Annotated in this window: 15 protein-coding genes; 6 read left to right on the top strand and 9 right to left on the bottom strand. The window is 67.1% G+C overall.

The genetic code is table 11. The annotated features are described in order from the left end of the window. The first annotated feature begins 156 nt into the window (after nt 1-156). Nucleotides 157-1,359, top strand: coding sequence for a multidrug effflux MFS transporter (locus tag RZA67_RS11370; protein WP_317212853.1), 1,203 nt, complete (start codon nt 157-159; stop codon nt 1,357-1,359). A gap of 69 nt (nt 1,360-1,428) precedes the next feature. Then, nucleotides 1,429-1,821 carry a hypothetical protein gene (locus RZA67_RS11365; protein WP_317212852.1) on the top strand — a complete coding sequence of 131 codons (393 nt, stop codon included), beginning with the start codon at nt 1,429-1,431 and terminating at the stop codon, nt 1,819-1,821. 105 nt (nt 1,822-1,926) lie between these two features. On the opposite strand, the gene RZA67_RS11360 is transcribed toward RZA67_RS11365, so the two are convergent. From RZA67_RS11360 to RZA67_RS11350, 3 genes are all read right to left on the bottom strand, one after another. Then, complete coding sequence (locus RZA67_RS11360) at nt 1,927-3,903, bottom strand: M2 family metallopeptidase (protein ID WP_317212851.1); 1,977 nt, start codon at nt 3,901-3,903, stop codon at nt 1,927-1,929. 181 nt (nt 3,904-4,084) lie between these two features. Continuing rightward, on the bottom strand, nt 4,085-5,662 hold the full coding sequence (locus tag RZA67_RS11355; RefSeq protein ID WP_317214001.1) for a phosphoethanolamine--lipid A transferase: 1,578 nt from the start codon (nt 5,660-5,662) through the stop codon (nt 4,085-4,087). A gap of 80 nt (nt 5,663-5,742) precedes the next feature. Next, entirely contained in the window at nt 5,743-6,435 is a 693-nt protein-coding gene (locus tag RZA67_RS11350) for a phosphatase PAP2 family protein (protein ID WP_317212850.1), read from the bottom strand. Between the two features lie 384 nt (nt 6,436-6,819). Here RZA67_RS11350 and RZA67_RS11345 point away from each other — a divergent pair, with 384 nt between their 5' ends. Then, nucleotides 6,820-7,524: a response regulator transcription factor gene (locus RZA67_RS11345; RefSeq protein WP_317212849.1), complete on the top strand. Its 705-nt coding sequence runs from the start codon at nt 6,820-6,822 to the stop codon at nt 7,522-7,524. Beyond that, a complete protein-coding gene (locus RZA67_RS11340; RefSeq protein ID WP_317212848.1) occupies nt 7,514-8,854 on the top strand; it encodes a HAMP domain-containing sensor histidine kinase in 1,341 nt (446 codons plus the stop codon). Before RZA67_RS11345 ends, RZA67_RS11340 begins: the two co-directional genes overlap by 11 nt. Here the strand turns inward: RZA67_RS11340 and RZA67_RS11335 are convergent. Beyond that, nucleotides 8,832-10,088, bottom strand: a complete 1,257-nt coding sequence (locus RZA67_RS11335; RefSeq protein ID WP_317212847.1) for a DUF819 family protein — start codon at nt 10,086-10,088, stop codon at nt 8,832-8,834. The genes RZA67_RS11340 and RZA67_RS11335 overlap by 23 nt on opposite strands. Nucleotides 10,089-10,430: 342 nt before the next feature. Between RZA67_RS11335 and RZA67_RS11330 the strand changes: the two genes are divergently transcribed. After that, complete coding sequence (locus RZA67_RS11330; protein ID WP_317212846.1) at nt 10,431-11,588, top strand: DUF3103 family protein; 1,158 nt, start codon at nt 10,431-10,433, stop codon at nt 11,586-11,588. 66 nt (nt 11,589-11,654) lie between these two features. Here RZA67_RS11330 and RZA67_RS11325 read toward each other — a convergent pair whose 3' ends face one another. Together RZA67_RS11325 and RZA67_RS11320 are read right to left on the bottom strand one after the other, a co-directional pair. Next, nucleotides 11,655-11,879 carry a CstA-like transporter-associated (seleno)protein gene (locus RZA67_RS11325; protein ID WP_317212845.1) on the bottom strand — a complete coding sequence of 75 codons (225 nt, stop codon included), beginning with the start codon at nt 11,877-11,879 and terminating at the stop codon, nt 11,655-11,657. Next, nucleotides 11,879-13,960 (bottom strand): carbon starvation CstA family protein, encoded by a 2,082-nt coding sequence (locus tag RZA67_RS11320; RefSeq protein ID WP_317212844.1) that lies wholly within the window; start codon nt 13,958-13,960, stop codon nt 11,879-11,881. Before RZA67_RS11320 ends, RZA67_RS11325 begins: the two co-directional genes overlap by 1 nt. A gap of 273 nt (nt 13,961-14,233) precedes the next feature. Here RZA67_RS11320 and RZA67_RS11315 point away from each other — a divergent pair, with 273 nt between their 5' ends. Further along, on the top strand, nt 14,234-15,085 hold the full coding sequence (locus tag RZA67_RS11315; protein ID WP_317212843.1) for a pirin family protein: 852 nt from the start codon (nt 14,234-14,236) through the stop codon (nt 15,083-15,085). Between the two features lie 39 nt (nt 15,086-15,124). Here the strand turns inward: RZA67_RS11315 and RZA67_RS11310 are convergent, their stop codons facing one another. The 3 genes from RZA67_RS11310 to RZA67_RS11300 all read right to left on the bottom strand — a co-directional run bounded on the left by RZA67_RS11310 (nt 15,125) and on the right by RZA67_RS11300 (nt 17,433). Beyond that, nucleotides 15,125-15,649, bottom strand: coding sequence for a hypothetical protein (locus RZA67_RS11310; RefSeq protein WP_317212842.1), 525 nt, complete (start codon nt 15,647-15,649; stop codon nt 15,125-15,127). Nucleotides 15,650-15,748: 99 nt separating this feature from the next. Next, entirely contained in the window at nt 15,749-16,483 is a 735-nt protein-coding gene (aqpZ, locus tag RZA67_RS11305) for an aquaporin Z (protein ID WP_317212841.1), read from the bottom strand. Nucleotides 16,484-16,569: 86 nt separating this feature from the next. Then, nucleotides 16,570-17,433 (bottom strand): pirin family protein, encoded by an 864-nt coding sequence (locus RZA67_RS11300; protein WP_317212840.1) that lies wholly within the window; start codon nt 17,431-17,433, stop codon nt 16,570-16,572. Between the last annotated feature and the right edge of the window lie 254 nt (nt 17,434-17,687).

Genomic DNA, 17,687 nt, shown 5'->3' with positions numbered 1-17,687 from the left:
GGTCTCAGTACGGCCACGAGGGCAAGCGAATGGAAATGCCGGTCCGCTGGGCATAGAATGCGGGCATTCTCCTATTCATCTGGCGCCGCCTCGATGCCCTGCAGGGCAGTGAGCGCGGTGCCTGCTGCGTTTGTCGCGCGCTGCCCGGACTCTCTCATGACCGCCGCCTCCCCATCGACCCGTCGTCTCGCGCTGCTGCTGGCCGGCCTGGCAATGTTCGGTCCGTTCTCCATCGACACCATCTTCCCGGCCTTCCCGCAGCTGGCCCAGCGCCTGGCGGTGGACGAGGTGGCCGTCCAGCAGACCGTCAGCATCTACCTGCTGTTCTACGGCCTGATGAGCCTGGCCCACGGTCCGCTGTCCGACGCGCTGGGCCGCAAGCGGGTGATCCTGGCCGGGCTGGCGGTGTTTGTCGGTGCCTCGGTGGGCTGCGCACTGTCCACCGATCTGGGCACCCTGCTGGTGTTCCGCGCACTGCAGGGCGTGTCGGCCGGTGTGGGCATGATCGTCGGCCGTGCGGTGATCCGCGATCTGTACCACGGCGACGACGCGCAGCGGCTGATGAGCCAGGTTTCAATGATCTTCGGCATCGCCCCGGCGATCGCTCCGATCATCGGGGGCTGGATTCTGCTCAGCGGCGCCGGCTGGCCGTTGATCTTCTGGTTCCTGGTGGTGTTCTCGCTGGTGCTGCTGGTGGCCACCGCCCGCTTCCTGCCCGAAACCCACCCGCCGGAGGCGCGGGTCACGCTGTCGCCGCGCAGCCTGGTGCGCGATTACCTGCGCATTGCGCGCAATGCGCGTTTCATGCGTCTGGCACTGGCTGGCAGCATCAATTTCGGCGGCATCTTCCTCTACATTTCCTCGGCACCGTCCTACGTGATGCAGCACCTGCGGCTGGGCGAGGGTGGGTTTGCCTGGCTGTTCATCCCGACCATCGGCGGCATGACCGCCGGCTCGTTCCTGTCCGGGCGCATGGCCGGGCGCACCACCCCCACCCGCCAGGTCAGCATCGGCTTCATCTGCTGCGCGCTGTCGGCACTACTCAACATTGCCTATGTCAGTTCGGTCGAGCAGCTGGTGCTGCCCTGGGCGGTGCTGCCGATCTTCCTCGGCGGTCTCGGCATGGCGCTGATCTTCCCGGTCCTGGCGCTGGCCGTGCTGGACATGTACCCGCACCAGCGCGGGCTGGCATCGTCGCTGCAGGCGTTCCTGCAGCTGATGGCCAGCACCCTGGTGGCCGGCGTGTTCTCGCCGCTGCTCAACAGCAGTCCGCTGCATCTGGCGCTGGGCCAGGCCGCGTTTTTCGCCGCCGGTTTTGCCTTCTGGTACTGGGAGCACCGCCGTTCGCTCAAGGCCTGAGTGGCATCCCTGCACGCCTGCCGTGTCTGCCCTGCGTTATCCTTGCGCCCCCACTGCCCTGGTCTGACGATGTCGACTACCTCCAAACTGCGCCGCGACCTGCGTCGCCGCAACGAACAGATCGCCGCCAACAAGGCCAAGGCCAACGCATCGCCGGTGGAGCCGCATGCCGAGCTGCGTGATCAGGCACGGACCCTGCTGGCCGGTGTTGTGCGTCGCGACGGCGAATGGGTGCTGGGCATGGATGGCCGCATCGCCGGGCAGTCGGAAAGCGCCGCCCAGGTACTGGCGCTGATCATGCAGGCCGGCGAGCTGCACGAGCGGCAGGGCACACCGGTGCGGCTGGCGTACTCCGACGCGCTGCGCGATGCCGCTGAGGCCGAAGCGAAGGCCAAGGGGCAGACGTTCGACGAGTTCAAGGCCGAGCTGGCCGCCGCGATGGCCGCGCACAAAGCGGGCTGAAGCAGCGCGGCGACGCCGTGCGCCGGCTGCCGCCGGTGGGCAGGGCCGGGCGATGCCCGGCTGCCCGGGGTGGCGGGGCGGACCGTTGCCGATCCGCCCCTGATGTCACGGTGCTGCCGGTGCTGCCGGAGCTGCGGCGCTGGCCTGCCAGCCGCACATCTGACCCTGGTTCTGCTGCTTTAGCCACTCGTTGACCGGGGTGAAGTACTCGATCATCGGGCCGGCGTCGAGCCTGTCGGTGCCGGTCAGCTCCTTCAGCGTGGCCTGCCACGGCTGGCTGGCGCCCTTGCTCAGCATCGCCCAGAACTTCTGCCCGGCTGCCTTGTTGCCGTAGAAGCTGCACTCGTGCAGCGGACCGGTGTAGCCGGCGGCGTCGCACAGCCCCTTGTAGAACTGGAACTGCAGGATCCGCGCCAGGAAGTAGCGGGTGTAGGGCGTGTTGCCGGGCACGTGGTACTTGGCACCCGGGTCGAAGAACTCCTCGCCACGCTCGCTGGCCGGGGCGACGCCCTGGTAGCGCGCCTTCAGTTCCCACCAGGCCTTGTTGTAGTTGTCCGGCGTGATCGAGCCATCGAACACACCCCAGCGCCAACGGTCGATCATCAGGCCGAACGGCAGGAAGGACACCCCCGACAACGCCATGCGCATCTGGTTGTTGATCACCGCTTCGCGGCTTTCGCTCGGCGCGTCGACCAGGCCGATCGAGCTGAGGTACTTCGGCGTCATCGCCAGCACGATGGTGTCGCCGATCGCTTCGTGGAAACCATCATTGGCGCCACCCTGGAACATCGGCGGCAGCGGGTTGTAGGCCAGGTCGTAATAGATGTGCCCCAGCTCATGGTAGATCGTGGTGAAGTTCTCTTCGTTCGGCTTGATGCACATCTTGGTGCGCACGTCGCCGTCCATGTTCATGTCCCACGCGCTGGCGTGGCAGACCACGTCGCGGTCATTGGGCTTGATGAACTGGGTCTTTTCCCAGTACGACTTCGGCAGTTCCGGCATGCCCAGCGAAACGTAGAAGTCCTGCGCCCGTTCGGTCATCTGCCGGGCGGTGCGCAGTTCGGCGTCACGCTGCGCGCGGTACAGGCCCTCGACGTTCGTGCTGCCGCCGGCGCGGGCCAGCGCAGCGCTCAGGTTGGTCTGGTACTGCTTTTCCAGCGCGGCGGTGATGTCCAGGCTGCCGACGCCGGGGTAGGGCTCCAGCTGGTCCCACAGATTGGACCAATCCTGCTGCCACATGTTGCCCAGCAGGTGCGCGGCGATCAGACCGTTGCCCACCTCGGCCTTGTCCTTGCCGTAGGTGGCGTCCAGCTTGCCGCGTGCGTAGCAGTGCAGCTGCTCGTACATGGGCTTGACCTGCTCCCAGAGGCGGTCGGTTTCCGGGCCCAGCTGCTCGGCCGGCATGTCGTAGCCGCTGCGCCACATCTGGCCGGCATCGGCAAAGCCCATGCCCTTGGCGCCCTCGTTGACCAGGCTGACGAACTGCTGGTAGTCGGCGCGCATGGCTTTGGTGGTGCCGTGCCAGCCCTGCCACGCATCAAGCTGCTTGTCATAGTCACGGCTGTTTGCGAGCACCTGCTCCAGATCGCCGAGCTGACGGCAGGTGTCGGGGTTGCTTGCATCAGTACAGTAGCGTCCGGCGCCGTAGCTGCCTTCCATGCGGGTCGCGATCTGGGTCAGCTGGCTCAGCTTGGCCGGGTCGCGCGGGGCCGGCATGGAAGACATCAGCTTGAGCAGGGTCAGCGCGCGGCGGCTGTCATCGGACATCTGCTGGCCGTCGAAGCGTGCCGCCTGTTCGATCCACCCGTTGAGCATGGTCAACCAGCGCTCGTTGGCCTTGGCGGCGACGCGCTCGGAGTCACTGTTGATGTAGGTGGAGGACAGCCACTGCGCCGAGGTCATCTCCGGGTAGGCGGCCTTGTACTCGGCATTGATGCGGGCCACGAACTGGTCGGCGGTTTCGTTGGCGACGGCGCTGCTCGAAGGGCTGCCGGCGTCCGGCGACGGTTCCTTCTTGCATGCGGCCAACGACAGCGTGGCCACGGCGATGGCCGATGCCAGCAGGAGATGACGATGCTTCACGGGGTGTCCTTGGGTGGTGAACGACCGCTGAAGGCTAGTGGCGCTCGCGCTTCCCTGCAAGTGGCCAAGGCCTGGAGGGATGACGACCTTTACTGGCGCGGCCGCGCCCGGGTAGCGCCGGGCGTCGGTAGGTGACGACCGTTGGTCGTCACACGCGCGAAGCGCGGCCCGCCACCCGTCATCAGCCGCCGCAGCCGGCAAACAGATCGCGCTGCCGCTCGTAAAGTGCCGTACGGACCTGCAGCAGCCCGAGTACCGACGGGAAGATGTTGTCATGGTCGGTGTACTGCGCCGCCCGCTGCTGCACACACGCGGTATCCAGCCCGCGCGAGGCCACGAAACCGGGCGAAAACCACATCACCATCGGCACGCGGGTCTGTTCCTGCGGGGCGATCGCATAAGGAACGCCGTGCAGATACAGGCCTTTCTCGCCCAGCGATTCGCCATGGTCGGACAGGTAGATCATGGCGGTGTCGTAGTCTTCCATGCCCTTGAGGGTGCCGATGGTGCGTGCCAGCACATGGTCGGTGTAGCGCACGGCATTGTCGTAACTGTTGACGATCTGCTCGCGCGTGCAACGTCCCAGGTCGCGCGTATCGCACGTCGGGCTGAAGTGGCGGAACGTGGACGGGTAGCGTTCGAAGTAAGCCGGGCCATGGTTGCCGAGCTGATGCAGCACCACCACGCGATCGCCCGGCCGTGCGCGGACCTGCGCCGGTAGATCCTGCAGCAGGATCTCGTCCATGCAACGGCCGTTGGCACATAGCGATGGGGTGGTGGCATCGGCCAGTGACTGCATCGTCAGTCCTTCGCATACACCCTTGCAGCCGGACTGGTTGTCGCGCCACAACGTGCTGATGCCCGCGTGCTCAAGCACGTGCAGCAGCGACTGATGCGCGCGGATCTTCTTTTCGTCGTAGTCATGCCGTCCCCATGGCGAGAACAGGCAGGGCAGCGAGACCTCGGTGCTGGTACCGCAGGAATGCATGTCGGGGAAGTTGATCACGTCCGCCTGGGCCAGCTCCGGCGTGGTGTTGCGGCCGCCATTGAGGCCCCAGTTCTGCGCGCGCACGGTCTCGCCCATCACGATGACCAGCAGACGCGGGCGGCTGCCCGCTGCGCGCCCCGTGACGTGGGCATCCAGCCCCAGTGGCAGCTTCGGCGCGCGCGCCGCCGGCGTTTGGTTGCGCAGCGCACGCGGCAGGCCGAGCAGCAGGTTGCCGGGTGTGGCCAGGTAACGCACCTCGCGTTGGTTGCGCATCAGTGCCGAGACATCCTGGAAGGACAGCAGGGCGCCACCGAGCGCGGTGAGCGCGGCCAGCAGCAGCAACAGGCCACGCCTGAGCAGGGCGCTTGACCAGCGCTGTCGGCGCAGCTGCACACGCCACAGCACGGTAATCGGGAGCGCCGCCAGCAGCAGCGGCCAGATCAGCGAGGGGGTCAGCAGCTCGCCGCTTTCCTTGGGGTCGGTGGCCAGCACGTTGCGCAGCATGTCCGCATCCAGATAGATGTGGTAGCGGCCCATGAAATGCGCGGCCAAGGCGCTGACCAGCAGCAGCACGCTGCCGAGCGCCCGGGCATTCCAGCGCCAGACCAGCAGCCCCAGCAGCACGCCGTGCCCGCCCAGCAGCACCAGCAGCAACGAAAGCGCGTAGCGCAGGCTGCCGGGATGGCTGGCCATAGCGCTCTGCCAGAACAGGCCATTGTCGGCCAGCGCGAACCACGCGCTCAGCAACAGCACCAGCGTGCCGCTGCTCATGACGGGGCGCCAGCGCAGCGCGGTGCGCCAGGCGGCGCTCAGCGTCGTTGCAACGGACCATGGGCGGTGGAGTGAAGCATTCATGCGTGGGCCTGCGGCGGGCGGGAGCCATCGAGGTGACAGCGGACAGGGAGATAAAGCGTCACGGCGAGCAGCCAGCACAGCGCGGCGGTGGCGATGTCGTGAGATAGAAAGTGCGCGCCTCGCAGCTGTTGGGCCACGCCGAACAGCAGCCCACTGCCGAGCCCGATCCACAGCCCGGCGATGCGCCAGCGCGGACGCCACAGCCTTGCGCCGAAGTACAGGCACAGCCAGGCATAGCCAGCACTGGCATGGCCGGCCGGAAAGCACGCCGTACGCGGCCAGTCGGCCGGACGCTGCTGCAGCAGGCCGATGAAGCCCCGGCTGCCGCCGTAACGCAGCAGGTCCCAAGGGCAGTCCATCGGCAGCAGGGTCTTCAACACCGAAATCAGACCGGTGGCCACCGCCACGCAGACCACCAGATACAGCAGGGTCCAGCGCAGCCGCCGGTCGCCACCACGCCACCACTGGGCGAGGCAGATGGCCAGCAACGTGACGCTGGCCGCGACACTGAGCCACTTGCCGCCCTTGTGCAGCACGGTGCTGGTCAGCCAGGCGTTCTGCAGGGCCCAGCGGCCGCCCTCCCAGCGGAACAGCAGATCGGCCAGCCAACGGTCGCCGCCGCCGAACATCAGCAGCGCGAACACGGGAATGGCGATCGCCAGGGGCAGCCACAGCAGCGGATCGCTCATTGGTGCGGCCAGGCGGCAGCGGTAAGAAAACTGAAGCAGGGGGCGCATGCGCAAAGGAATGGACCGGAGAGGCTGACGATGCTGGGCAGCGGCGTGTCGGAGAAGAGTCGGACGCGCGTTCGCTGCCGGTTAAGCGCTGCAGCGGGTTCAGCCTGGCTCGGCAGGGTGCCCGCAGCCGCGTCCCTGCGGCCTCGGACGGCGGCTGCGACAGGGCATGGGCTTGGAAGGCGCGGTGGCCGCGCGCGCTGCTCTGCGTCCGTGTCTGGGCCAGACACGGCATCCGGCGCAGAAACCGCTCTGTGCCGACGCCGGCCGGGCGCGGCGTCCGACGTGTTTCCGACGTGCGCGGCGTTACCATGACCCGGCCATGAGAAGGAGTGCGCGATGCGCTTGCTGGTGATCGAAGACAACCGTCAGCTGGTGGCCAACCTGTTCGATTATTTCGAAGCCCGCGGTCATGTGCTGGATGTCGCGCCCGATGGAATCACCGGTCTGCATCTGGCGGTGTGCCAGCCCTACGACGCGATCATCCTGGACTGGATGCTGCCGCGCATGGAGGGGCCGGAGGTATTGCGCCGGCTGCGTGCCGAGCACGCTTCGGAGGTGCCGGTGATCATGCTGACCGCACGCGACGAGCTGCCGGACAAGATCACCGGCTTCCGCGCGGGGGCCGACGACTACCTGACCAAACCGTTCGCCCTGCCCGAACTGGAGGTGCGGCTGGAAGCACTGCTGCTGCGCGCGCGCGGCCGCAACCCGCGGCGGCGCCTGCAGGTGGCCGACCTGGTGCTGGACCTGGCGACGCTGGAGGCCCAGCGCGGCGGCCAGGTGCTGCACCTGTACCCGGCCTGCCGCAAGCTGCTGGAGGTATTGATGCGGGCCAGCCCGGGGGCTGTGACCCGGCAGCAGCTGGAGTTCGCGTTGTGGGGCGACGACCTGCCCGACGGTGACCTGCTGCGCTCGCATGTCTACGAGCTGCGTCGCAGTGTCGATGGACCGTTCGCGCAGAAGCTGGTGCACACCCTGCCGCGGGTGGGTTACCGGCTGGCGGCGGCGGACCCCGCGCCGGAGGCCGACCATGGCCGCTAGGCTGCGGCCGCTGTACCGGCACGTGCTGGGCTGGATGCTCGGCTATCTGGCGCTGATTTCACTGGCAGTGTTCGGCGTGGGCAACTACGTCCACGAGCACGCCGAGCATGCCGCTTGGCGTGCGCTGCTCAATTCCGAGCTGGACAGCATCCTGGCCCACGTTGACGAGGATGCCGCCTACCGCTGGCAGGATTCGGACACGTTGCGCCTGTACCGCTTCGATGCCGCTTCGACACCTGCAACACTGCGTGCGCTGCACCCGGGCCTGCATGACGGCGTGCAGCTGGGCGCGGGCGAGGCCGCGGTGATGGTGCGCGACACCCCCACGATGGGACGTGTGGCGCTGGCGCTGGACATCACCGACTTCCACGATCTGGAACAGTTCGCCACCCGCTGGGTGCTGCTGGCCGGGCTGGTGATGATCGGCGTCACCGTGGTGATGGCCCTGTTGGGCATGCGCCGGCTGGTGCGACCCTTGAGCCAGCTCTCACGTGATATCGAGCAGCTCACGCCGGGCGATGCCGGCCAGCGCGTGGAGGTGGATCCACGTGGCAGTTCAGAGTTGCACACCATTGCCCACGCGCTCAATGACTACCTGCTGCGCAACGCCCGGTTCGTCGAGCGCGAGCGGGTGTTCATCGGCACGGTGAGCCATGAGCTGCGTACGCCCGTGGCCGTGATCACCGGCGCGGCCGAGCTTGCGTTGGAGCAGCCGGGTGTGCCGGAACGGGCGCGGCAGCAGATCCAGCGTGCGCAGCGCACTGCTGCCGATGTCGAGGAACTGATCGAACTGCTGCTGGTGCTGGCGCGCGATCCCGGGCGGCTGGCGGCGCGCTCGGAACCCATCGCGCTGGAGCAGCTGCTGCCGCGCATCGTCGATGATCATCGTCATCTGCTGGGCAGCAAGGATCTGCAGGTGGTGGTACGTGCCGAGCCGCTGCAGCTGTTGGCGCCGCTGGCCGTGGTGCAGGCTGCGGTAGGCAACCTGCTGCGCAATGCGATCGAGAACAGTGACCGCGGCTGCATCGAGCTTGTGCTCGATGCGCGGGGCGTGCTGCACGTGCGCGATCCTGGCCACGGCATGAGCCCGGAAGAGATCGCGCGTGCGCATGCGCAGCTGGCACGCGGCCTGCGCACGGCGCAGGGGGGCATCGGGCTGGACCTGATCGGGCGGCTGTGCGAACACCTCGGCTGGACGCTGCAGTTTGCCGCCGTGTCGCCGCGCGGCACCGAGGCCACGCTGGATTTCAGTCCTGCTGCTGCACAGGTGCCGACCGTGGTCGGCACCGCTCAGGCCGGTACCCGCATCACGCGCCGGCCATCGCCTTGAGGATCAGCCCGGTGACATAGGCCAGGCCGGTGCCGGTGGCATAGCCCACCGTGCCCAGCAGCACGCCGACTGGGGCCAGGCTGGGATGGAACGCGGCGGCGACCACCGGCGCCGAAGCGGCCGCACCGATGTTGCCCATCGAGCCGACGCCGAAGAAGAACAGCGGCGCGCGCACCAGCTTGGCCACCACCCACAGCACCAGCACATGGGTGGCCATCCAGATGATACCGAGCAGGAACAGCCACGGCCGATCAAGCAGCGACAGCAGGTCCATCTGCATGCCGATGCAGGCGATCAGGAAGTACAGGAACACCGTGCCAAGCCTTGAGGCGCCAGCCGATTCGAGGCGGCGCGCGCGGGTGAAGCTCAGCGCCAGGCCCAGCGCGGTGGACAGCAGCACCACCCAGACAAACGCGCTGTCCAGGCTGAACTGGCTGGCCCAGCTGACGTTGGCCTTGAACCAGCCGGCCAAGGGCGTGGCAATGGCATGGGCCAGACCGACCCCACCCAATGCGACGCCGACGATCACCATCAGGTCGGTCAGACTGGGAATGCGTGCGTTCTGCGATTCATAGGCACTGATCCGTGCCTTCATCTCGTCGATGGCGCGGGTATCTGCGCCATTGCGTGCATCGATCTGGCTGGAGCGGTTGGCCAGGAACAGCAGCACTGCCATCCACAGACTGGCGCAGGCGACATCGACCACGGCGAACTGGCCGAACGTGGTGGCGTCGGTACCGAAGACCTCACGCATGGCCACCATGTTGGCGCCGCCGCCGATCCAGCTGCCGGCCAGCGCTGCCATGCCGGCCCACGTGTCACCGGCCACGGTGGCCGGGTGGATCAGCTTCATCACCTGGAAGGAGACAATGGCGCCGAGCATGATGCCTGCCGTACCGGCGCAGAACACCAGCAGCAGCTTGGGACCGAGCTTGAGCACGCCCTTGAGATCGATCGACAGGGTCAGCAACACCAGCGCGGCTGGCAGCAGCACATCGCGCGCGATCGGGTTGTACAGCGAGGTGTTTGTTCCGTCGATCAGTCCCGCAGTGTTGTAGATGGCGGGGATGAAGTAGCACAGCAGCAGGGCAGGGACCCAGGCGAAGATCTTCTTCAGCAGCGGGGTGGGACCACTGGCGGCCCAGAAGATCAATGCCAGGGTGGCGGCGATCAGGCCGAGGCCGACGATATCGTTGCTGATCAGGGCAGTAGCGGTGGCAGGCTCGGTCGGCATGGCGTCCTCTGTCGATCGAAAGGCAAAAAGAAAGCGCCGCTATCAGCGGCGCGGGTCGAGATTAACACCGGCTTCACGATTGACGCCATGGGCCACAGGTCAGGGAGGCCCGACGCTGCAGCATCATGCAATCGGCGTCTATCTAACCAACGCCCGCCAGACCGCAGTGGCTCATCTGGGGAAATATCGCTGCTCAAGGTCAGAAATTCGCCCTGAGTGCGTGGAGTGCGGTGCACTACACGCCGATGGCTCCGCTTGCGACATTACGTTGCGCTCCAGCACCTGCGGCATCGGCCGCCAGGTCTCACCCGCCGCTCACCGGCATGTCTGGAGCCATGCACCATGAAACGCACATTTGTCGCCTCGTTGTTCGCCGCCGCGCTCAGCGCAGCGCACATCGCCGCCGCTGCGGCCAGCCCGATGGCCGCATCCCCCCTCATCGAGGAAAGCCCCCAGGGCGTTGCTACGCTTGTCGAGCAGACAGCAGCACAGATCGGCCCGCAGCTGCGGGATGCAGATTTCAGGCAGCATCTGCTGGAAACCCTGCAGCGGGCACCGCACGCGGCGGCGCCCTTGCAGGTCATCATGCGCTCGCTCGACCCCGCAGGGCGCAGCGCCGTGAGCCGCGAGCTGCATGCGCGCGAGCGCGCGCTGCGTCGACTGAAGGGACTGCCGGACGACGGCGTGCCCCTGCTGCAGGCGCGTCTGGTCAGGCCGCGCGGCGTGCACGCCGCGGCACTGGACCCGGCCCAGCTGCGGCTGGCGGTTGGCGCCGGCGGTGACCGTCGGCACTTCAGCAGCGTGCGGACCTGGGCGCTGGACGGGACGCTGCAGGAGATCGATGGCACGCTGCGACCGGCCTTCCCACTGGTGATGGTGGAAATCGATACGCGCGCGGCGTTGCGCGAAGGGTTGCGGGTGGTCAACGCAGGGCTGCAGGCGCACGGGCTGCAGCCTGTGCCGCGCCCGCGCTCCGCTGCATCGTTGGACGCCACGCGGCTGGACCGCATCGTACTGAAGGCGGACCAGGAACCAGAGCTCAAAGGGGCTGCGGAGATCTTCGCGGTGAGCTCGGGTCTGCAGCTCGGTGGGAAGGCGCCGATGCTGCGGACGTTCGAGATGCCCTGGCTGGATCATGACAACACCGCATATACCCCTGGGCAGGACTGGATCCACTGGGGTGACTACCGTTATGACGCGGCCAACGTGCAGCTGTTCGAAGAGGATGGAAACACCAACTACAAGGTCATGCTCTCCGCCTTGCTCAAGGCGATGACCACGGTCATCGGGCCGGTTCAGCCCACGATCGGCATGGTGACGCTGATCGCCGACGCGATCCTGCAGGCGATGCCCGATGACTGGTACATCGATGAGCATGACTACGTGGACAGCTACTACCTGATCCAGCGCGGGCGCTCATACACGCAGCTGGCAGGCGCGGCGGGCAACGCCACGGTGGATCTGACGGCGATCACTCTTGGAGGCGCTGCCGTGCACTGAGCCGCAGCCGGTCACCACAACGAAAAACGGCGGCGCCCGCAGGCGCCGCCGTCCGATAAGGGGCGCTCAGCAGCAGCGCCCGCCGTTCCTGCCGCCGTAACGCGCTTCCTGGCGCTCACGGAAGAAGGTCTTGTAGTCCATCGGCGTGCGGTCCGGGTGCTTTTCCAGCACATGGCGCACGTAGTTGTCGTAATCCGGGATGCCGCAGCACAGCCGCGCGGTCTGCACCAGCCGCCGCCAGAGGCGGCGATGGGCCTGGTACTGACCGACCGGTACCAGATGCGTACTCATTACAGGTCCGCCATCTGATGCGGCTGCAGCTTCACGTATTCGGTCTCCTTGTCGGTGCGCTGCGGATTGCGGCGGGCCGCGGCAATGGTTTTCAGCGCATAGAACAGGATCGAGAACACCACCAGCAGGAACAGCACGGTCAGGCTGGTATTGACGTAGGCGTTGACCACGATCTGCTGCATCTGGCCGACGGTCTTGGCCGGGGCGGTGATGGTGCCGCTGGCGATGGCGTCCTGGTACTTGTGCGCCTGGGCCAGGAAGCCCTGTGCCGGGTTGCTGTCGAAGATCTTGATCAGGCCGGCGTAGGTGGTGCAGATCAGCAGCCACAGTGCCGGCACGGCGGTGACCCAGGCGTAGCGGTCACGCTTCATCTTGAACAGCACCACGGTGCCGAGCATCAGCGCGATGCCGGCCAGCATCTGGTTGGAGATGCCGAACAGCGGCCACAGGGTCTGGATGCCGCCGAACGGATCGACCACACCCGAGTACAGCAGGTAACCCCACAGCGCCACGCAGCCGCCGGTGGCCACGATGTTGGCCGCCCACGACTCGGTCTTCTTCAGCGCCGGGATGAAGTTGCCCAGCAGGTCCTGCAGCATGAAGCGACCGGCACGGGTACCGGCGTCCACCGCGGTGAGGATGAACAGCGCTTCGAACAGGATCGCGAAGTGGTACCAGAACGCCATCATCGCATCGCCCGCGCTGGGAATCGCTTCGTGCAGGATCATCGCGATGCCCACCGCCAGCGTCGGCGCGCCACCGGCGCGGTGCAGGATGGTCGGCTCGCCGATGGCCACGGCGGTGGCTTCCAGCTGCTCGGGCGAAATGGTAAAGCCCCAGGTGTTGGTGATGTAGTGCGCGGCCGAGACCGCATCGGCACCGATCACCGCCGCCGGGCTGTTCATGGCGAAGTAGATGCCCGGCTCGATGATCGATGCGGCCACCAGGGCCATCACCGCCACGAACGACTCCATCAGCATGCCGCCATAGCCGATGTAACGCGCGTGCGCTTCATTGGCCAGCAGCTTGGGCGAGGTGCCCGAGGCGATCAGCGCATGGAAACCGGACACGGCGCCGCAGGCAATGGTGATGAACAGGAACGGGAACATGCCGCCCTTCCAGACCGGACCGTCGCCGCTGGCCGCGAACTGGGTCAGCGCCGGCATCTTCAACTCCGGCATCACGATCAGGATGCCCACCGCCAGCGCGATGATGGTGCCGATCTTGAGGAAGGTGGAAAGATAGTCACGCGGTGCGAGCAGCAGCCACACCGGCAGCACCGAGGCGACGAAGCCGTAGCCGATCAGCATCCAGGTGATCTGCTTGGCGGTGAAGGTGAACGCCGGGCCCCACACCGGGTCGGCCGCCACGTGGCCGCCGAACCAGATCGAGGCCAGCAGCAGAATCAGACCGACCACGGAGATCTCGCCGATCTTTCCCGGGCGGATGTAGCGCATGTAGATGCCCATGAAGATCGCGATGGGCATCGTGGCGATCACCGTGAACATGCCCCACGGGCTTTCGGCCAGTGCCTTGACCACCACCATCGCCAGCACCGCCAGGATGATGATCATGATCAAAAACGCACCGAACAGGGCGATGGTGCCGGGCACCCGACCCATCTCTTCGCGCACCAGATCACCGAGCGAGCGGCCGTTGCGGCGGCTGGAGAGCACCAGGATCATGAAGTCCTGCACTGCACCGGCCAGCACCACGCCCACCACCAGCCACAGCAGGCCGGGCAGGTAGCCCATCTGCGCGGCCAGCACCGGTCCCACCAGCGGACCTGCACCGGCAATGGCAGCAAAGTGGTGGCCGAACAACACGTGCTTGTTGGTGGGCACGTAGTCCAGGCCGTCGTTGTTGAGCACCGCAGGCGTGGCCCGGGTCGGGTCCAGCTTGAGGACCTTGTTGGCCACGAACAAGCCGTAGAAGCGATATGCGATCAGATAGATGGATACGGCAGCAACGACTATCCACAGCGCGTTGATGTGTTCGCCGCGGCGCAGCGCCACGGTGCCCAGACAGAACGCGCCGAGCAGTGCGAGCAGCGCCCAGCCCAGCTTGGAAAACCCTTTCATGAGGTGACCTCTCCCGGAGAACGACGTAAGAGTCCCGCGCTGCCCTGGATGGGTCAATGCGAACGGGCTGTTTCAGTGCTAGTACTTTGGTAGTAACCGGAGGGCACCTCCCGTCGGCGTGGCGTGCCTTGCGCGGGGTCGACAGCGCCGACTCCGCTGGCCGCGTCGGCAGCGGTGCGGCGACAAGACTGGAACAATGGGTTGCGATCCGCCCTCTTGGTGCGGGATGCGGCAGGCGCCATCTTGACTGCAGTTACTCATCCCGGAGATTCCATGAGCACTTCCGACCCGGCCCACGTCGTGCGCACCGTCGCTGGCATGCCCACCTCCGACGGGGCCGGCGTACGCCTGACCCGCGTCATCGGCGGTCCTTCGCTGCCGGATCTGGACCCGTTCCTGATGCTTGATGAGTTCGGCACCGACAAGCCCGAGGACTACCTGGCCGGCTTTCCCAGCCACCCGCACCGGGGCTTCGAAACGGTCACCTACATGCTCGACGGGCGCATGCGGCACAAGGACAACCATGGCAACGAGGGGCTGCTGACCCCGGGCAGCGTGCAGTGGATGACCGCCGGCCGCGGCCTGGTGCATTCGGAAATGCCCGAGCAGGAAAGTGGACGCATGCGCGGGTTCCAGCTGTGGGTGAACCTGCCGGCGCGCGACAAGATGACCGCACCGAAGTACCAGGAGTTCGCCCCGGACCATATTCCGCAGCTGAGCCCGGCGCCGGGCGTGCAGGTCAAGGTGATCGCCGGACAGGTGGACCAGACGCGCGGTCCCATCGTGCAGCCGGCCACCGACCCGGTCTATCTGGATATCGAACTGGGAGCCGACGTGGCGTGGCAGTACACGCTGCCGGTGGGCCACAACGCGTTCGCCTACGTGTTCGAGGGCGATCTCAGCCTGGGCGAGGGTGAGCAGGCGCGTGCGGTGGCGCACCAGCAGCTGGCCGTGCTGGGCGGCGGTGCGCAGTTGCAGCTGCGCGCCGGGTCGAGCGGGGCGCGGCTGATCCTGGTGGCGGGCCGGCCGCTGCGCGAACCGGTGATGCGCCACGGGCCGTTCGTGATGAACACCCGGCAGGAGCTGATGCAGGCGTTTGTCGACTTCCAGGAAGGCCGCTTCTGATGACGCCGGCGGGGAGCGCATGCCGGTTCCCCGCCGGCCTCAGTTGCCTGCCGCCACGGCGGTCGAGGTGAGCCGCACGCCGCGCAGCAGGTTCTGCAGGCTGTCGCGTTCCTGCTCGCTGGCCGGGTACAACGCCACCTGGGCGAAGCGGTCACGGTCCAACCGGATCACACTGATCCGGCGGTGCGCGTAGCCTTCCGGCTGCTGCCCGCCCAGGTCCGGCTGGTACCAGAAAAAGCGCTGGCCGGCGAACTCGTCGCGTTCCTGGCGCAGTGCGCGCTGCAGTTCGATGCCCGGGTCGGTGCCGGTCAACAACAGCGACAGCACCTCGCGGCCATCGGCGGTTGAGGCGCGGCACGCCGTGAAGCCGGCGGCCTGCTGCTGGGTCCATTGCAGGCCGCTGTCGGCCGGCAGGCCAGGACAGCCCGCAGCGACCCCGGCCTGCCCGAAGGCGGGCAGAGCCGTGGTAGCAAAAAGAAGCAACGCAGCCTGCAGGTAGTTCATGGTTCCCCCGGTGAGCAGATCGACGAACCCGCCGGGGGCGACCGCGTTGCGGGCTGTCATGCCCGCCCGCCATCCCCTGGCGCCGCGTCGACCCGTCTGCACGACCGGCGGTGACGTAGCTGACCTTAACGGAACGTGAGCGAGCGCACAAACGCGGTTTCAGCTGAAACCGTTTTGCCTGTCGCAACCCAGCCAGCGCCCGATGCTTCCGCCGATCAGACCGCCCAGCAGGGGCGCGACCCAGAACAGCCACAGCTGACCCAGCGCGGCGCTGCCGCTGAACACGGCCATGGCGGTCGATCGGGCCGGATTGACCGACGTATTGGTGACCGGAATGCTGATCAGGTGGATCAAGGTCAGCGCGAAGCCGATCGCCAGTGGCGCGAACCCGACCGGCGCACGTGCGTGGGTAACGCCCATGATGACCACCAGGAAGCCTGCGGTAAGCACCACTTCAACAAGAAATGCCGAAGCGGCGCTGTAGCCGCCGGGCGACAGCGGGCCGTAGCCATTGCTGGCAAACGCGCCGGCCTGGCTGCCATCGATCGCAAAGCCCGGCTGACCCTTGGCGATCTGGAGCACGATGAAGGCAGCGACGATGCCGCCGAGCACCTGGGCCACCATGTAGGGCAGCACGTCGCGCGCGGGGAAGCGTCCGCCCGCCCAGAGGCCAAGGCTGACGGCCGGGTTGAAATGGGCCCCGGAGAGATGGCCCAAGGCGTACGCGCCGGTCAGAACGGTCAGACCAAACGCCAGCGACACGCCCACCAGGCCAATGCCCAGCGGGTTGCCTTCACCGCCGAACTGCGCGGCCAGCACCGCGCTGCCGCAGCCACCCAGGACCAACCAGAACGTGCCGATGAACTCGGCAGCCGCCCGTTTTCCAATGCTCATGCTGTTTACTCAAATGATGACCTCACCTCGAGGCGGCGTCATTTGAGATTTCTGCGACTTAAGCGGTTTTAAAGAGTCGCGGCCTATCAGTGGGCAGGGAGGGGGATGAACTCCTGATCGTCACCGGAAATCGTGCCGAATCTGCCAGCCACCCAATCCTGCTTGGCCTGCTCGATGCGCTCTTTGGAGCTGGAGACGAAGTTCCACCACAGGTGACGCGGCCCGTCGAGCGGTTCGCCCCCCAGCAGCATCGCCTTGACCGGCGTCCTGGCCCGCAGCCGCCCACGGGCGCCGTCGGCGGGAACCACCAGGTGCTGGGCGGGCACGTCGACGCCATCGAGCTGGGCCTGGCCTTCCAGAATGTAGACCGCGCGCTCGCGATGGCCGGTATCCAGATCGATCTCCGCGTCGGCCTCCAGATCGACCGCGACGTTGAGCGTATCGGCGAACACCTGTACCGGCGATTCCATGCCATAGGCCCGCCCGGCGATGACCCGCAGCCGGGCGCCATCGCGGCGCAGTTCGGGCAGGCTGGCCATGGTGTGGTGATGGAAGGCCGGCTCCACTTCCTCGTAGGACTTAGGCAGCGCCACCCAGGTCTGCATGCCGTGCAGGGGATGGCCGCTGGCGCGTTCCGGCGGTGGCGTGCGTTCGGAATGGGAGATGCCGCGCCCGGCGGTCATCCAGTTGACGTCGCCGGGGCGGATGACCTGGTCCGAGCCCAGCGAGTCGCGGTGACCGATGGCACCGGACCAGAGGTAGGTGACGGTAGCCAGGCCGATATGCGGATGTGGGCGCACATCGATGCCGTGGCCGGGGTGCAGCACGGCCGGCCCCATCTGGTCGACGAACACGAACGAGCCGATGCTGCGCAGCTGCAGGGTCGGGACGGCGCGGCGGACTTCGAGCCCGCCGATGTCATGGACGCGCGGGGCGATGAGGGTGGTCATGCGGGCGATCTCGCTGGCAGAAAACAGGGCGTCAGGATCGCACGCGTTGTGTGCTGGGGAGGGTGTCGTTGGGGTAACAGGGTGTTCCAGCCAACGGCGCAGCCCCTTGCGGCTGGGGGTCAGTGCCAAGGGCAAGGGCAAGGGCAAGGGCGGCTGCGGGGAGGCCGGGCGGGTTGGGCTCGCGGGGGACGGCGCAAGTACATCCATGTAGCCTTGTGTCCGCCCATCCAGGGCTCCCACACCCCCGCAAGCCC

This window comes from Stenotrophomonas sp. C3(2023), from assembly GCF_032911385.1.
In the GTDB taxonomy this organism is placed as follows: Bacteria; Pseudomonadota; Gammaproteobacteria; order Xanthomonadales; family Xanthomonadaceae; genus Stenotrophomonas.
Note: the sequence above shows the minus strand (reverse complement) of the source record. Positions and strands in the feature narration are given on the sequence as shown.

Bases quoted from the DNA above. Each gene is read 5' to 3' on its own strand.
- RZA67_RS11370 (WP_317212853.1), top strand. From the start codon at position 157: ATGACCGCCGCCTCCCCATCGACCCGTCGTCTCGCGCTGCTGCTGGCC.
- RZA67_RS11365 (WP_317212852.1), top strand. From the start codon at position 1,429: ATGTCGACTACCTCCAAACTGCGCCGCGACCTGCGTCGCCGCAACGAA.
- RZA67_RS11355 (WP_317214001.1), bottom strand. From the start codon at position 5,662: ATGAGCAGCGGCACGCTGGTGCTGTTGCTGAGCGCGTGGTTCGCGCTG.
- RZA67_RS11350 (WP_317212850.1), bottom strand. From the start codon at position 6,435: ATGAGCGATCCGCTGCTGTGGCTGCCCCTGGCGATCGCCATTCCCGTG.
- RZA67_RS11345 (WP_317212849.1), top strand. From the start codon at position 6,820: ATGCGCTTGCTGGTGATCGAAGACAACCGTCAGCTGGTGGCCAACCTG.
- RZA67_RS11340 (WP_317212848.1), top strand. From the start codon at position 7,514: ATGGCCGCTAGGCTGCGGCCGCTGTACCGGCACGTGCTGGGCTGGATG.
- RZA67_RS11335 (WP_317212847.1), bottom strand. From the start codon at position 10,088: ATGCCGACCGAGCCTGCCACCGCTACTGCCCTGATCAGCAACGATATC.
- RZA67_RS11330 (WP_317212846.1), top strand. From the start codon at position 10,431: ATGAAACGCACATTTGTCGCCTCGTTGTTCGCCGCCGCGCTCAGCGCA.
- RZA67_RS11325 (WP_317212845.1), bottom strand. From the start codon at position 11,879: ATGAGTACGCATCTGGTACCGGTCGGTCAGTACCAGGCCCATCGCCGC.
- RZA67_RS11320 (WP_317212844.1), bottom strand. From the start codon at position 13,960: ATGAAAGGGTTTTCCAAGCTGGGCTGGGCGCTGCTCGCACTGCTCGGC.
- RZA67_RS11315 (WP_317212843.1), top strand. From the start codon at position 14,234: ATGAGCACTTCCGACCCGGCCCACGTCGTGCGCACCGTCGCTGGCATG.
- RZA67_RS11310 (WP_317212842.1), bottom strand. From the start codon at position 15,649: ATGACAGCCCGCAACGCGGTCGCCCCCGGCGGGTTCGTCGATCTGCTC.
- aqpZ (WP_317212841.1), bottom strand. From the start codon at position 16,483: ATGAGCATTGGAAAACGGGCGGCTGCCGAGTTCATCGGCACGTTCTGG.
- RZA67_RS11300 (WP_317212840.1), bottom strand. From the start codon at position 17,433: ATGACCACCCTCATCGCCCCGCGCGTCCATGACATCGGCGGGCTCGAA.